Annotated in this window: 17 protein-coding genes; 3 read left to right on the top strand and 14 right to left on the bottom strand. The window is 37.2% G+C overall.

The features are described 5' to 3' along the window. Positions 1-28: 28 nt before the first annotated feature. The 4 genes from AC6CH1_RS17385 to AC6CH1_RS17370 form a co-directional block, all read right to left on the bottom strand. Positions 29-1,414 carry an MFS transporter gene (locus tag AC6CH1_RS17385; protein ID WP_498318716.1) on the bottom strand — a complete coding sequence of 462 codons (1,386 nt, stop codon included), beginning with the start codon at positions 1,412-1,414 and terminating at the stop codon, positions 29-31. Between the two features lie 328 nt (positions 1,415-1,742). Next, a complete protein-coding gene (locus tag AC6CH1_RS17380) occupies positions 1,743-3,611 on the bottom strand; it encodes a helix-turn-helix domain-containing protein (RefSeq protein ID WP_498318628.1) in 1,869 nt (622 codons plus the stop codon). A gap of 60 nt (positions 3,612-3,671) precedes the next feature. Further along, positions 3,672-4,082 carry a hypothetical protein gene (locus AC6CH1_RS17375; RefSeq protein WP_498318627.1) on the bottom strand — a complete coding sequence of 137 codons (411 nt, stop codon included), beginning with the start codon at positions 4,080-4,082 and terminating at the stop codon, positions 3,672-3,674. Positions 4,083-4,142: 60 nt separating this feature from the next. Continuing rightward, positions 4,143-5,003, bottom strand: a complete 861-nt coding sequence (locus AC6CH1_RS17370; RefSeq protein ID WP_498318625.1) for a LysR family transcriptional regulator — start codon at positions 5,001-5,003, stop codon at positions 4,143-4,145. A gap of 148 nt (positions 5,004-5,151) precedes the next feature. On the opposite strand from AC6CH1_RS17370, the gene AC6CH1_RS17365 reads away from it, so the two are divergent. Both AC6CH1_RS17365 and AC6CH1_RS17360 read left to right on the top strand, forming a co-directional pair. Then, positions 5,152-6,120, top strand: a complete 969-nt coding sequence (locus AC6CH1_RS17365; protein WP_427713963.1) for a DMT family transporter — start codon at positions 5,152-5,154, stop codon at positions 6,118-6,120. Positions 6,121-6,275: 155 nt separating this feature from the next. Beyond that, positions 6,276-7,220 carry an S-layer homology domain-containing protein gene (locus tag AC6CH1_RS17360; protein ID WP_427713965.1) on the top strand — a complete coding sequence of 315 codons (945 nt, stop codon included), beginning with the start codon at positions 6,276-6,278 and terminating at the stop codon, positions 7,218-7,220. 64 nt (positions 7,221-7,284) lie between these two features. On the opposite strand, the gene psiE is transcribed toward AC6CH1_RS17360, so the two are convergent. Continuing rightward, complete coding sequence (psiE, locus tag AC6CH1_RS17355) at positions 7,285-7,713, bottom strand: phosphate-starvation-inducible protein PsiE (protein WP_251691121.1); 429 nt, start codon at positions 7,711-7,713, stop codon at positions 7,285-7,287. A gap of 112 nt (positions 7,714-7,825) precedes the next feature. After that, positions 7,826-8,713: a LysR family transcriptional regulator gene (locus tag AC6CH1_RS17350; protein WP_427713967.1), complete on the bottom strand. Its 888-nt coding sequence runs from the start codon at positions 8,711-8,713 to the stop codon at positions 7,826-7,828. A 98-nt stretch (positions 8,714-8,811) separates the two neighbouring features. Here AC6CH1_RS17350 and AC6CH1_RS17345 point away from each other — a divergent pair, with 98 nt between their 5' ends. Continuing rightward, positions 8,812-9,579 (top strand): sulfite exporter TauE/SafE family protein, encoded by a 768-nt coding sequence (locus tag AC6CH1_RS17345; RefSeq protein WP_251691117.1) that lies wholly within the window; start codon positions 8,812-8,814, stop codon positions 9,577-9,579. A 45-nt stretch (positions 9,580-9,624) separates the two neighbouring features. Here the strand turns inward: AC6CH1_RS17345 and AC6CH1_RS17340 are convergent, their stop codons facing one another. The 8 genes from AC6CH1_RS17340 to AC6CH1_RS17305 form a co-directional block, all read right to left on the bottom strand. Next, positions 9,625-9,804, bottom strand: a complete 180-nt coding sequence (locus AC6CH1_RS17340) for a hypothetical protein (RefSeq protein WP_427713970.1) — start codon at positions 9,802-9,804, stop codon at positions 9,625-9,627. 14 nt (positions 9,805-9,818) lie between these two features. Further along, positions 9,819-11,036 carry a glutathionylspermidine synthase family protein gene (locus AC6CH1_RS17335; RefSeq protein WP_498318622.1) on the bottom strand — a complete coding sequence of 406 codons (1,218 nt, stop codon included), beginning with the start codon at positions 11,034-11,036 and terminating at the stop codon, positions 9,819-9,821. Between the two features lie 7 nt (positions 11,037-11,043). Next, positions 11,044-11,499, bottom strand: coding sequence for an RNA helicase (locus tag AC6CH1_RS17330; protein WP_498318621.1), 456 nt, complete (start codon positions 11,497-11,499; stop codon positions 11,044-11,046). 17 nt (positions 11,500-11,516) lie between these two features. Further along, positions 11,517-11,915, bottom strand: coding sequence for a DUF350 domain-containing protein (locus AC6CH1_RS17325; protein WP_251691109.1), 399 nt, complete (start codon positions 11,913-11,915; stop codon positions 11,517-11,519). Positions 11,916-11,930: 15 nt separating this feature from the next. Then, positions 11,931-12,263, bottom strand: coding sequence for an aminotransferase yhxA (locus tag AC6CH1_RS17320; protein WP_427713978.1), 333 nt, complete (start codon positions 12,261-12,263; stop codon positions 11,931-11,933). 369 nt (positions 12,264-12,632) lie between these two features. After that, a complete protein-coding gene (locus AC6CH1_RS17315; protein ID WP_498318619.1) occupies positions 12,633-13,346 on the bottom strand; it encodes a class I SAM-dependent methyltransferase in 714 nt (237 codons plus the stop codon). Then, positions 13,343-13,552 carry an ATPase gene (locus AC6CH1_RS17310; RefSeq protein ID WP_498318617.1) on the bottom strand — a complete coding sequence of 70 codons (210 nt, stop codon included), beginning with the start codon at positions 13,550-13,552 and terminating at the stop codon, positions 13,343-13,345. Before AC6CH1_RS17310 ends, AC6CH1_RS17315 begins: the two co-directional genes overlap by 4 nt. A gap of 45 nt (positions 13,553-13,597) precedes the next feature. Next, positions 13,598-14,503, bottom strand: coding sequence for an aminoglycoside phosphotransferase family protein (locus tag AC6CH1_RS17305; protein WP_498318615.1), 906 nt, complete (start codon positions 14,501-14,503; stop codon positions 13,598-13,600). Between the last annotated feature and the right edge of the window lie 56 nt (positions 14,504-14,559).

Here is a 14,559-nt window from a genome sequence, read left to right as displayed (position 1 = left end):
CTTTGACAAGGCGTTTACATCATTCTAATTAATCGACTGATTTCCCCGCGTTTTTCGGAACTAGGAATAAAACTGATAAGATGGAAAGGACACCGAATATGACGTTAATGATGATCCCTGTTGTTGTGGCCATTTCCAGGTTGCCGTTTGCAGATGCCGCGCCGTATGCTGTCATGGAAATGGCTACACCGAACGCACTACCTAAAGAACTTGCCATTTTATATACACCTGCCGCTTCCCCAACTTTGTCAGAAGGTGCATTGGATACAGATGTATCTGTTGACGGTGTTGCATAAATACCTAAGCCAAGACCGAATAAAGCAAATCCTACGAATACCGCGATTGTATACGCTACATCCGGCAAGAATGTTAATCCCATTAATGCAACACCGACCGTAGTAATTATTCCACCCCAAATCATCGGTTTTTTAGCACCAACACGTTGAAGTATTTTCTCCCCTACACGGATCATTGCCAGTACCGTCACTAAATAGCCAAGGGAAAGTAAGCCTGATTGGAAAGCATTAAATCCACGTCCTACCTGCACATACGTATTGGCTACTACTAATGTACCCGCTATTGCATTAAGTAAAAAGTTCGATACCGTTGCACCTGTATAGGCTTTGTTTTTAAATACTGCAAAGTCGATTAGTACAACTTCTTTTTTCATCTCTACTCGAATGAATGTAATTAATCCAATTACTGTTACTGCCATTAAAATCAAGGAAATGCCGCTTGTCCAGCCAAAGTCTGCACCATACGTAATTAAAATGTTTAATGCAACCATTGTGACAATAAAAATGCCTAGACCGACGTAGTCAAAACGGAATTTTCCTGAAGACTCCTGTTTACTTTCAGGTGTGTCTTTTAATAAAAACAGACCAACTAGAGCGAATACAATCGAGAAGATGAAAATCCATCTCCATCCTAATGAAGTCGCAATGGCACCACCTGCAAATGATGCAACACCGGAACCTCCCCATGAACCAATTGACCAGTAGCTTAATGCTCTTTGACGGTCCGCGCCTTCAAAGTAAGCTTTGATTAAAGCAATTGTAGACGGCATAATGAATGCAGCTGATAGACCGATAATAATTCGGCCGATTATTAATAAAACAGCACCTTGCGCCAATACTAAACAGAGTGAACCAAGAATACTTAGCCAATAACCGATGACCGCTATTTTTTTACGACCTATTTTATCAGCAAGACCACCTGCCGCTACGATAAACATTCCTGAGAATAATGCCGATAAACTAATCGCTATATTAATCGTACCAAGCGAAATGCCTAAATCCTCTTGAACAGCTGGTACAACGTTTACCATTGCTTGAGCAAATAACCAGAATGTAATAACACCAAACACAATTCCGATGATCATTTTATTCGTACCTTTGTATGTGTTCATAATAATCCTCCTATAAAATTTCCCGCGTTATTATAATGTCTTCAAATCTCTTTTAATCATACTCCTCATTATTAAAAGAAATATTTCAACAACGCTTTAACAATTAACAATAATGATTTATTTTCTCGAGAATATTCTTTAGCCGTTAAAGCCTGATCAATACTTCATGTCTTTAGTTTATACAGAAACCTAAATGTCAAAAAGTTATTATTTGCGTATAACATGTATACGAGTCTGTATATTTTTTACGGAAACAATTGGAGCAGCAAAAATATACCGTCAATTTTTTACTTAAATAAAAAAAGACTGCTGCGTATCGCTCGCAACAATCTTTTTATAAAACAGCTTTTCTTATATCAAAAAAATGAATGGCATTCACCGTTAAGTATGAATAAAAAGACCAATCACTCATAATTTTTTCATCAAAAATTTCAAGTTGAGGATAGCTTGACCTGTTAATATAATCAATGACTTCCATATCCAATCCATAGCGGCTATTCAAATCAATCCAATTTGTATAAAGTGCGCCATGCTCACGGTCAAACGTGTATTTTCGCACTTGATATTCGCCAGGCTCCATTCCTTTAATTTTCACAAATAAGTCCTTATTGAACATTTGCAAAAACGTTTCCTCAATTAAATAATAAGGATTCACGGTTTTACTGTTCATGAGCACTAACTGATACCCACGTTCATTTTTTGTCATCATGTAATCAGGTCCTTGGGCAACAATCTTACCGTTTAGCCTTTTTGCAAACATTAATGCAAAATATGCCGGTCTTTTTCCATCAAAATAATGGAAAAGTTCTAGCCCTTCAATCCGGATACGTTGGCCGTCACTCTCACTTTCATGTACAACCGTATTAATCCAAAAACCTACTGATTCCACCTCATCTGCTATGTCCAGTATATTTTCCAATACTAATGCTGCGCGGAAAAAGCGGCCGTTTGTCAGGCGTGTATTTCCGGAAAGAGTATTCCATGAAATGACATGAAGCGGCTTTTTAATTCCATTCTTCTTTAAATACGCTTTTATTTTTTCTGTTTTTTCTTTCAAATAATCTTTTGTCAGGAAAAAGCGGTCATCGTTCAACTCTTTAAAATCTACAACATCATTTTGATTCGAATGATACCCTATAAAATCTACAAATTTCGCCTCTTTTAACAGCCATATATGCGCTTCGCTTGTCTTCTCCTTTTCAAAGGAAAAAGGTAAAAACATACCGACATGAATATCCGGTACAATGCCTTTTATCAAATGGTATAACCTAAAATAAACCCGTTTTAGCTCATCTGCTGCCACGATAGTATTGTATGGTTCATAAAAGAGAAAATGCCAGGCGCTTAAATAGGAACCACCATATAATTGCAGACAATGCTTCAAAAAATGCTCCAGCTTTCTGAGATAATTTTCTTCATCCATCGATAATTCCTGATAATCAATTCTTACGAAAAGTGCCAAGTTTTGCTGCTTTAAAAATTCCAGGGCAATATCGGTTTTAAAATATTGTGAACTTGTCGGAATGATTTCATCCGTTTCAATCTCAGCTGAAATCGCTTCTCCCTTTAGTAAATTACTGATTCCTACAAAATCTACCCCGATTTCTCTTTTCGCCATTAAAATTTGTGCACGGATATTTTCCTTTTGTAATTCCTTCAGCTCATGCGCAATAACCATATGTTTGGGCCTTGAAATAGGAATATTGCCAGGTGCTGTTATATCCAATGACAATTCTTCAAATTTCGATTGTGTATTTTTATACGATTGATCAAGTGTATTTAAAATAACCCCTAACTTGCCTAAAATTTCAGGTGAATGTACTGGCTGTTCCGCATCTTCCAGCGGGTACTCTTTAAATGAATCCTTCTTATCTACAGGATGTTTCTCCCGATAGACATGCGGTGTCATCCCATAGTTTTCTTTAAAAAGGGTCGTAAATGATTTCGTGTTGGGAAATCCATTATTCATCGAGATCTGTGATACCGTATCATTCGTATAGAGCAAATCTTTTACACTATGCTTTAGACGGATTGTCATTAAATAACGACTGAACCCCATATTCATCTTTTGTTTAAAATAACGGGATAAATAAGCTGTCGACAAATAGGATTTTCGGGCCATTTCCTCCAACGTAATCGGCTGATCATAATTTCTTTCCAAGTAATCGATAATTTGCGTAAGCCGCTGATCATTTGTATCCAATTTTTCTGAGGAGCTCCCTTTTTTCTTAAAGCCGCGTATGAGCGTAAGCAAGATATCACATTAATATTTTTGAAACTCAATCTGGTGGCTTTCATCTTGACGGTAATAGGAAATAATTAACTTAATAAGCCACTTACGAAGATTATTAAGCATTTTTTCGCGCCCCATATGCACTTCTTTTGAGTAGCATTCAAAGCGATTATCACGGTAATTTGTATAAAATCGGTCGATAAATGCATCCGAAATTGTTAGACTGAGCACATAATTATCAGGATTTCCCTTTATCTGAAAGAGTTCGTTCCGATTAATAACCAATAAATCAAGTTCATTTAATTCATAAAAATGGCTATCTGTCTCGACAGTAATCTGCCCTTCAACAACAAATATTAACTCAAGCCCCTGATTTACTCTTGGTGATAAATAATGAATCTCCTTTAAGGAAATTTGAAATTCAGATAGCTGGTTACTCATCTGTTCACCTCACTATTTTTCTTTAAGTTAGTTTTCCTAATGTGGGAAGTTTTGTTCCTTTTATACGATTTGTCTATTATGTTGAATTGTTTCAATAAACTTTTCAATCGTTGCCGTCAAATAGGAATCCGCTCTCCTAATAAAGACCGTCTTTACTTTACTATACTCACTTGGCAATGAGTGACAATAAATAGTCCCGCTCTGCTCCAGATGTGCAACAGCTGACTTTGGGACAAATGAAACCCCTAGTCCCATTGAAACACTGCGTATAATCGTTTCCAGTGTACCAAACTCCATCACTTTTTGAGGACTGATATTTTGATCCTGGTACCATGTTTCCAGACGTGCCCGGTATCCGCAGCCTTTTCTGAAACATAGGAACGGGATGCCTTCTAATTCTCCCAACTTCAGATAAGGTGAGTTTGAAATTAATACAAGTTCTTCATCAAATACTTCATATGATTCAAGATCCGGATGAATATTCGATGCGGTTATAAACGCTCCATCCAATTTATAATCCAGTACTTTTTGCTCCAATTTCTCTGTTACCCCTGTTATTAATGACAAATCGACATTTTGATAACTCTTCATATAGGAAGTTAATATGTTTGGTAAATGGTAAACCGTTTCGACCGTACCTATTTCAAGCTTCCCGATTGGTTCATTTTTATTAAGGACGGCTCTTTTCATTTCTTCCGTCAATAACAATATTTTTTTACTATAAGATAGCAAGTTTTTCCCTTCAGGCGTCAAAGTCATCCCTCGTCGATGTCGATTGAATAATGGCGTGTTCAATTCTAATTCAAGTTTCTGGATTCTTGATGTTATATTCGATTGGACATAATTTAACTCTTTCGCTACTTCTGTTACAGTTCCCTTCTCGGCAACAAGTTGAAAAATTTCCAAGTCTTTAAATTCCATGATGATTTCAAACTCCTTTTCACTACCATTACTCTACTATGGTATCTCTAATAATGATACTAACAATAAATTTAATTCATTTTACGAGATGTTTGTATGATTGTAAGATAGTAATCGTGACTATTTAGTGAAAAGAGGTTAATAAAGATTGAAAAACAGCGTTTTAATAGGTTCTATTCTTTGTTTTATAGCTGCAGTATCATGGGGGGCCATGTTTCCGGTTGCACATGATGCATTTAAACATATAGACCCTTTTTACTTTACGATTTTCAGATATGGCGCTGTGACGATCATTTTGATTGCACTGCTACTATGGAAAGAAGGTAAGAGAGCTTTCCGTATGGAAGGAAAAGGCCTGCAGCTTTGGTTTTTCGGTACGATGGCCTTTACTGTTTATAATTTGCTTATTTTCTGGGGCGAGGATTTACTCGGACAGTCCGGTGTTATGACAGCCTCTATAATGGAATCACTGATGCCGATGATTTCGATTGTCATCTCATGGATGATTTTTAAACACCGTCCATCGCTGTTTACATTACTATGTGTATTATTATCATTTATCGGTGCGGTATTAGTTATTACAAAAGGCGATCTTCAGGCATTTTTAGGCACGACAGGTCAGTTTATCCCTTCCCTTTTTATCTTTATCGCTGTCGTCGGATGGGTGATTTATACAATGGGTGCCAATGAGTTCAGTCATTGGTCTGCTTTGCGCTATTCTACATTGAGCTGTTTACTTGGAACGGTAACCGCGCTATTCGTTACTTTAGGTGCGACAATGTTCGGCACTTTATCTGTGCCAGATGTAAACGATGTAGTTGCAGTAGGTCCACACTTACTGTTTATGATTATTTTCCCGGGTGTCATTGCATTATTGGGCTGGAACATTGGCGTCAACTACTTGTCTCCTTTGAATGCATTACTGTTCATCAATTTCGTTCCTGTCACAACACTATTCATTTCCATTGTTCAAGGGAATGCGGTAACGGTGTTTGATATTGTCGGAACAGTGTTGATTATCATTGCGCTTTTATCTAACAATATGTATGTACGAATGCGTGACAAGAAAAGAACCAATCATTCGATGCATTCTACATGGAGTGAAGGGGTTTCTTAACTACAATTTTAGGGCTTAATATAAATAAGCGTATCTATCAAATAAGATAGATGCGCTTATTTAAATTTCGGACTTTTATAGTTCATTGTAATAGTTTCCTTATAATGTTATCTTTTGGTTAAAGTACTATAATTTTATTTAAAGGAGTTGGAAAAGTGAGAAAAACGATTGCCTCTATTAGTATTGCACTGGGCTTGATGTTTCCGGTAGGGATAAACGTCAATGCAACGACCGTTCATTACAAAGACGTCAAAGAATCGGACAACTTTTATCCCTCTGTTCAGTATTTGTTAAATCATAAAGCAATTAGCCGGACATTGCCTCAATTTAGACCATATGAAAATATTACACGGGGACAAGTGGCAAGTATACTTGCAAAAGTATTGGATGACCGCTTAAAAGAAATTGAGCATACGGAATGGTACAGTGGTGCGAACTTTATCGATGTGCCAAAAACAGATCAATTTTATCCTTACATTAATAAGCTGGACTGGAACGGGATTATGCGCGGATATTATGTGAATAATTCTTCTTCCTCTCCGAGAGCTTTCGGTATTAACCAGCCCTTAACGCGGGGACAATTTGCCGGAGTCATTATAAAAGCATATGAAATTCCATTAATTAAATTGCAAGATTACAAAGACAGTGGCGCTTCCCCATCTGATATATTTAACGGAAATGACTTTACGTATCCTTGGGGACAGGAAATCGCAACACTTCAAACAATCGGAATTTTAAGTGGTTACGACGACGGAAATTTCAAACCAAGTACACCGATTAAACGTTCTCAGTTTGCAAATATGCTTGTGAAAGCTGCAAATGGCGAACTGTATTTCTTTAACCAAAACAGCCTGCTCAATGACTTTGAACGTCTAGGTATTTCTAAAGACATTGCAATGGAAAAAATCAAAACACTAACAAATAATGCAACTGTTAAATATTTAGCCTCCTATAGAGATATACGATATTTAAATGCTGTGACTATGGCTACGATGATCTATAAAGAAGGAGATATTTTGTTCGAAGATATTAACGTGAAAATGGCTGTTTCAAAAGATGCGAACGGAAAGTGGCAATTGGCTGTTGAGAAGATTAATTAACAGGAGTTAAATTATATCGGCTAGATGGCTAATCATATTGATTAGCCTTTTTTTAAGTTAATGCTTAGGCTTTTCTATTCGGCCTCTCTCTCGGTGTAATATTGATAATGTAGTAACTAATAATCAAGATCAGAATCACTCCTGCAAAAATGAGTGTATCTATTGCGGAGTCATGTTCGACAATAATGAGTCGGAGCATTGCCGTTATTCCGATATACATAAAATAACGAAGCGGGAAATGATAATCCTCTTTAAAATACTTCACAATCATCGTGATAAACTCGAAGTACAGGAAGAATACTAAAATTTTTGCCAGAAAGTATTTGTATTCATGCTTTTCCCCGTTAAATATGAACTTTAAAAGCTCAACCATTTCGATGATAAGCATAACACAAAGAGCCAACGCCATTACTGTTAAACCAATATTCAAAATCACTTGCAGCACTTTCGGAATGATTTCTTTATAAGGCTTAGGGTTGGATAAAAACTTCATTTATTCACACCTCCAGACGTTATATTTTCAGATTATTCCATCATTATAGGTGTGTCAATTTTGTAAGCGATTACTATTTCAAAAAATTTTCCTGCATAGATTTTTATATAATTTAAACTTCTAAATCGCTTAAGTTCGCTTTCAAATATTGAATAAAAGGATGTTCCATCTTATCCACTTTTCTTGTACAACTGAATAGGCTTTGGCTGATTTCCACCTGATCTACAAAAATGCGTGCAATGCTGCCTTGCGATAACTTTTCTTTTACACTGCAGGCTGGGGCAATAGCCATTCCATACCCCGATTCGACAACTTTAATCGATTCCAGTACACCTTCTATTTGTAAGCCGAACCTCGGTAACGGGCAATTATGTGTATAAAAAATAGCCTCCATCAAGTCCAGTGTTGAACTGCCTCGCTCCCTATATATAAAATCTTGTTCACTTAGTTCAAAAATCGATACTACTTTATTTGCCAAAGGATGCGTTGGATGGACAACAAACCAAAACGGGATATCCATTATTTTTTCAAAGTTTATATCTTCATGACCGATATTGCTTTGCACAACGAAACCAAAATCGACTTTATAATCGAGGACAAGACGCTCAACAGATTGAACATTTCCTAATGATACATACATATCAATATTTGGGTTTTCCGATTTATAGCCTGCAATGATTGGCGGTAAAATATAATTCGTCGAAATATAGGACGAAGCAATTTTTATATTCTCTTTCTTTTCCAAAAAGTTTTTAAACTTTTCATCAATCTGTTCTTCCAGATGAAATAACCGTAACCCTTGCTCATAAAGAAATTCGCCTTCATATGTCAGCTGAATCCCTCTACCTTTTCCTTCTATAAGTTTAACACCGATTTCTCTTTCAAGTTTACGTATTTGCACAGTAACAGCAGGCTGACTGATATGAAGGAATTTCGCTGCTTCTGTTATACTGCCCTGCTTAGCAACATTTGTGAAAATTCTTAGCGCATGTAAATTCATTTTCTCACCCACTCATAACTTATATTTATGAATATACAAAATATATATATTTGTTTTATGAGTAGTATAGCAGTATTTTGTGAATAGGAGGGATTTGTATGGAGAACTTATTAATAGAATGGTTATCAGTAGATGGGCTCATCTTATTCGCAATCGGCATACTTGCTTCCATTGTAGGGGTCATGTTTGGAGCTGCAGGATTCGTATTGCTTCCTTCCTTATTGTTAGTTGGCATACCGATTCATGCGACAGTCGCAATAAATAAATTTGCAACTGGCATATCTTCATTTTCTACTGTCATTGTTTTGACGAAGAAAAAAAGAGTATCATTGAAAAAAATGGTTCCTTTTATGCTCGTTGCTGCAATGGGCGGTATAAGCGGGGCGTTTTTAGCAACAAGATTAGCAGAACATACGATGAATATTGTTGCTTGTACTGTGTTAATCGTGATGTTCTTTTTTGTTATAAAAAAGAAGAAGAAGGAAGTTGGAGACGAACAGCCGGACATCGAAAAGAAAACTAATTTAATCGTGCCGTTTTTTATTAGTATTTATGATGGCGGGCTAGGAACAGGATCTGCACTGCTAAACATTACATATTTTCTGAAGAAACACGTCGGCTATGTAATGGCGGCAGAAATGACTCGCTTTTTAATGTTTGCAAGCTGTACAACTGCTTTTCTATTTTACTTATTTTATGGCATTGTTAATTGGGGAGTCGCCGTTCCAGTAGCTGTCGGATCGATTGTCGGCTCACATATTGGTCTGAAAATTATTCCTTATTTAAAAGGGAAATGGGTAGAGATTCTGCTGCCAATTATATTTTTCCTTTTAATTGTCCAAGTTATATCGGATTTACTATTTTAATATTGAGGCTGGGACAAGCTTTTGTTAAATCTGTCCCAGCCATATTTATTTACTGGCCTTTTTCTTATGTACTATGCCATTGATAAATAACATAACCAATAAAAGTAAAGACAGATTGAATGTCACTTTGGAAATTTCCGTATGTAGTACAACGACTGATAAATTATTTAATAAAATAACCGCACATAATATAAACGATAAATTAGCAATAGATCGATTGCTCAAGTTTTATGACACCTCTACTCTCTATTCAATCCGATCGGCAAATAATGCGATAAATTATTTGTAATCATCCCGCCAACACGCAACCCTATTGCGGCTGGATTTCCGCTTATTAAAAAACTGCCAACCAATAATTCTCCTGTTTGTACTCCCTTTTCGCTTCGGAATATTGTTTTCGGCTGCTCGATAAATTTCTGGTACACTTTTGTATAGTGATTATACGTTTTTTGGACATCTTCTTTTATAAGCTTTCCGTCTTCAGCATAAATTTCCACCGTATCCCCTTCGCGTCCATATACCGGTTTCTTTACATAGCGTAGACCTTTTTCGATGAATGGGGTGTCTTCCAAATACGTCGGCAAAAAGTATTCAGCAATCCATTCATGCTCTTCGGATGTGAAAAATACATTTCGTTCTTCATGCAATCCCCAGATAATGGCCTGTACTGCTTTGTTTTGCAGTAAAAATGCAGAAGGTGGGTTGAGGATCGTCAGCAAATTCAGCTCTATCAGTTCTATTAACCACAATCCTATTCTATTCTGCGCTCCATCTTCGTCCTGAATCAAATTTTCAATCGGAAATGTCGGACGGTACAGTAAGTCGATCCGCTTTCCGTCTTCATCAAACAATCCCACACCTTTTTGTATTCGCAACTGATGTAAAGGCGTAAATTTTGCTCCGGGCACAAATTGCATAATGTAAAGCGTAGTAAGATAATCCTCTATATTGTCATCATGTGCGGTAAATACAATATGTGCATCAGGGGAAAATATACTTTGGGCAACACTTTTTCGCACATTGCTTTTTAACAGCCCTTCCATTTCGGTATTCGGATTTTCTCTACCGAATTCTTTGCAAATTTGGTCATTTACAACAAATAATTCCTTAATAAAGGTAGGTGTATCAGCATTCATTTCAATACATTTATAGCCGCCGTTATGTGCAATAAAATCGAAGCGGGCAATTACACTTTCGGCTTCCATTGTTTTCATGCGTAGAAAAGAAAGCGTTTCTTCCGGATACCCCATTTCAAGAAGTGCTTCATCCGGAATATTACGTAATAAATGGGCTGTCTTAAAATAGATTTTCCCGGCACATTCTGTAGCTATACGGATCTTTTCGACCTCTTCATCTGTTATTTCATAAAGATCATAGAGGGCGTACTCCTCGTCATATAAATCTGCCCAAAATTGGCCAATCTTCGCATAAAACTGGCTGCGTTCGCTGTTCGTCATGAATTGCTCAGCTCACTTTCATCTCTGTTACGTAAATTACATAAACACCACGATCTTCATCAATCTCTGTAGATGTAACGAGCATTTGCCCAATGGACGGTATATCCACTACATCTTTCAATAAGTAGCGGATCACTTCAAAATGAGTATCACAAGGAATACGCGACAACAGATGATAATTTTCACGTTCATTCGGTTTTCTAAATTCTATATGTATGCCCCGTTCACGAAAGCTTTTCTCATCCTCGCCGGATAAATTGCGGCCCATCTCCTTTAAAACCAAGACTTCCATATCTTCTTCCATTTCATTCGATACGAGCTCATACTGTGTACCGCGCATAATAAAATAGGTGCACAGCTGTCTTGCATAAAACTCATCAAGTCCTACATTTGTTTCCGTATATTCATAAAACGGCTCATAATGGCCATTTCCCTTATCTACATAGTAAATTAAACGCTTCACTGTTTCCGCTCCTTAAATTAATAAGATATGCATTTCGCTACAATCCACCCAACCGCAATTGATAACGACAATAACATTGTTCCGACTGCACGATTATCTTCTTCGATCGCCTTTTGAATACTGAATCGGATTGTCATAACTTCAGCAAGGAAAAATACAATTACTTGTGCTACAATTCCAATCGCTCCCCATATTGCCATATCCATTAAAGAAATCGAATACTCGGCAGCTGCACCTAATACAATTGACAGTCCGACTACTTTACCACCTAGTAGCATTGCGGCCGATACATTCCTTTGTGCAATTAACTGAAATTCTTTAATCTTGGGTGTGCTGAGCGCAAACAGCACCATTCCGATTATTAACAAACCTAAAGACACACCAAGATATGATAAAAAGTTTAAATACCCGTTCATGTTATTTTGTCTCCCCTATCCTCCGAAACTTTTTGTGCCACTGCCAAAACCCGAACTTGTTTTTGCGGCTTTAAAGCTATCGCTGTTTTTATAATTTATGTAGCTGCTGTCACTGTTTAGTGCAGATCTATTATTGAAATATCTACCCCCATAATAGTAGGCGCCGTAATATCCTGAACGGCTCTCGTCACATCGCCATACGCCTTCTTCTTCCGACCAGTCCCAATCCCTGCAACTTTGGTCAGTAGGCTTTGGCGGTAAACTGCTATTTGAAGTACCGCAGCCTGCCAAGCTTAAAGTAAGTGCAGTTGCTGAAACGCCGGCCATCAATTTCTTCGTCTTCTCCATCTGTCTTAGCCTCCATTCCCTTTCCTATTTATTCGTACGTAACAGCAGTAAAAAAAGATTCTATAAATTTATTTTGGTACTTTTGTAGAATAAAAAAATCCTGTACAAGAAAACAGGATTTATAATATATGTTAATTATTTAGAAACAGAAGAACATAGCTCCCTGCACAAACAAACATCGCGATTCGTGTAATTATATAGGCCACGCGTTCAGATGTTGTTAGCTTTTTTTCCTTCTTCATTTTTTTAAAATGCCAATAAAAATATATACCACATATAAGGAGGATCGCTCCTGAAATTTGAAAGGCATTTTCCAATAAGTTAACCAAAAAACCCCCTCCTAATCCAGTATCAACTTTTGTATTCAACTCATTTCACACAATGAAATATAAACGACTTTGCCTGATTAGTAGCCGGCTGTAATTTGAAATCTTCATAAGCTTTCACTGTAGAAAAGCCTGCTCTTTTAAGTGAGGCTGAAATTTCTTCAAAGCTACGGAATATTAGCTGAACCTTTGCTTCGTGTGTAATATCCGTATTAACATTTTTAATTTTTTCATAAAAGGTAAAAACATTCCGATCTAACCCTTCATATTCATCCCAATACAGCAAAGGGTCCCCTGTATGAACATCTAGAAGTTCGTCTACCGTCTCATCTTTTTGCCATTCTTCCCATGCTTTTGCTTGAGGGTTCCGTGCATCAAATATAAAGTGCCCGCCAGTCTTCAAAGCTGTGAATACATCTTGTAGTACACTATTCCAGCTCTCTTCCGAAATAAAGACCTGCGCAACATTCGCTGTCATGATTACGGCATCATATCCGTTAGTTGTTAAGTCCTGACTATCGCCGATCATCCATGATACCGATTGTGTATTATCTTTGCCTTGAGCTCGAAGAATGGCTTCTTCATTTGGATCGATTCCAGTTACCTCATAACCGGCCTTTGCCAATTCCATCGTTAACCGTCCCGTACCACAGCCCAGGTCGGCAATCTTTTTAGCTTTTGTTACCTGTAGAAGCTCCATGAAAAAATTGTCTTCTTTCCCCCATGTATGAAGCTGATCGTAGTAATAAGCAATCATTCAAATCCTCCTGCTTTCCTTTTAATCATCCGTTCAGTTATTATTCCTACTGCTGCCCCAACAAATATTGGCAGTAACGCAATTTCAGTATGTGAGAGTGAAATTTTAAATATAAGAAAATTTAAGTCAGCTAAATAACCGATAAAATATAATACGGCCATTGTTGTAAACGAGGCAATTAACGGAATCCAAAATACTTTCCCCATTATTTCATCTCCGTTCTATTTTATTTATTGTCCATTAGCTTTTAATCAACCCAAATTTAATTCTCCTTTATACCAAGTCGGTACAGGATCGTTCATACCGTCAAACCATTCCAAAACGTTTTTTGCCTGATTTTTCATTATGTTTAAATCATGATCACTGTAATTTGCAGCCCAAGGAATAGATGACAGCATATTACTGCTAATATAAAAAGCAAGTAGAGAGAAAAATTCCATCGGTGGTGTTCCGTAAAAATATCCCTTAAGCTGCCCTGTAGCAAAGTACGGGCTGCTATCCGCACTCCACACTATCCGGTTAAACTCTTCCCACGGGTCTCCATAGTCACTGCGGTTAAAGTCAATTATATACAGCTCTTTCTGAGGGGATATAATCATATTTCCGACGTGGAAATCACCGTGATGAAAACATTGCTCCCTTCCTTCCAGGAGGTGTCTGTTATCTTCAATATACCGAATAACTTTATCGTCACCAGCTATTTTTATATTACAGTCCTGGTACATTTTAATTTTACTGTCCGCTTTACGGTTAAATCGTGTTCCCCAATTTTCCTGCTCTGCTGGTGCAGGAATGCTGTGAATTCCCTTCAGTATTTGCCCTGATTTTACTCCTATTGAATACTGTTCGGCTTCTGTCAGGTTAGGCAGTATCTGCTCCGCGTCTTCACCGTCACACCATACGAAAATCGTGTAGACACTTTTGCCTTTGTCACAAACTCCAAAATCGACAGGCCGTGAAACAGGCAAGCCCTTTTCAGCTAAGCTACTTATAATTTCATATTCACTTTTCTTTTTTTCATACTCTGCGATATCGCATATGCGAAGCAACAGTCTCTCATTTGTAACTGTTTCAATATAGTACTTTTTATCGTCCGACCATCCTTTATGGATCGTTTCAATTTTCTTGAATGTATCGTAGTTTTTTATATCGACCATAGATTTCCTCCATTTGTTAGTAATTGCTTTTAGTAGTTTAACATATGTACGTACAT

This window comes from Solibacillus sp. GQ1, from assembly GCF_059758555.1.
Note: the sequence above shows the minus strand (reverse complement) of the source record. Positions and strands in the feature narration are given on the sequence as shown.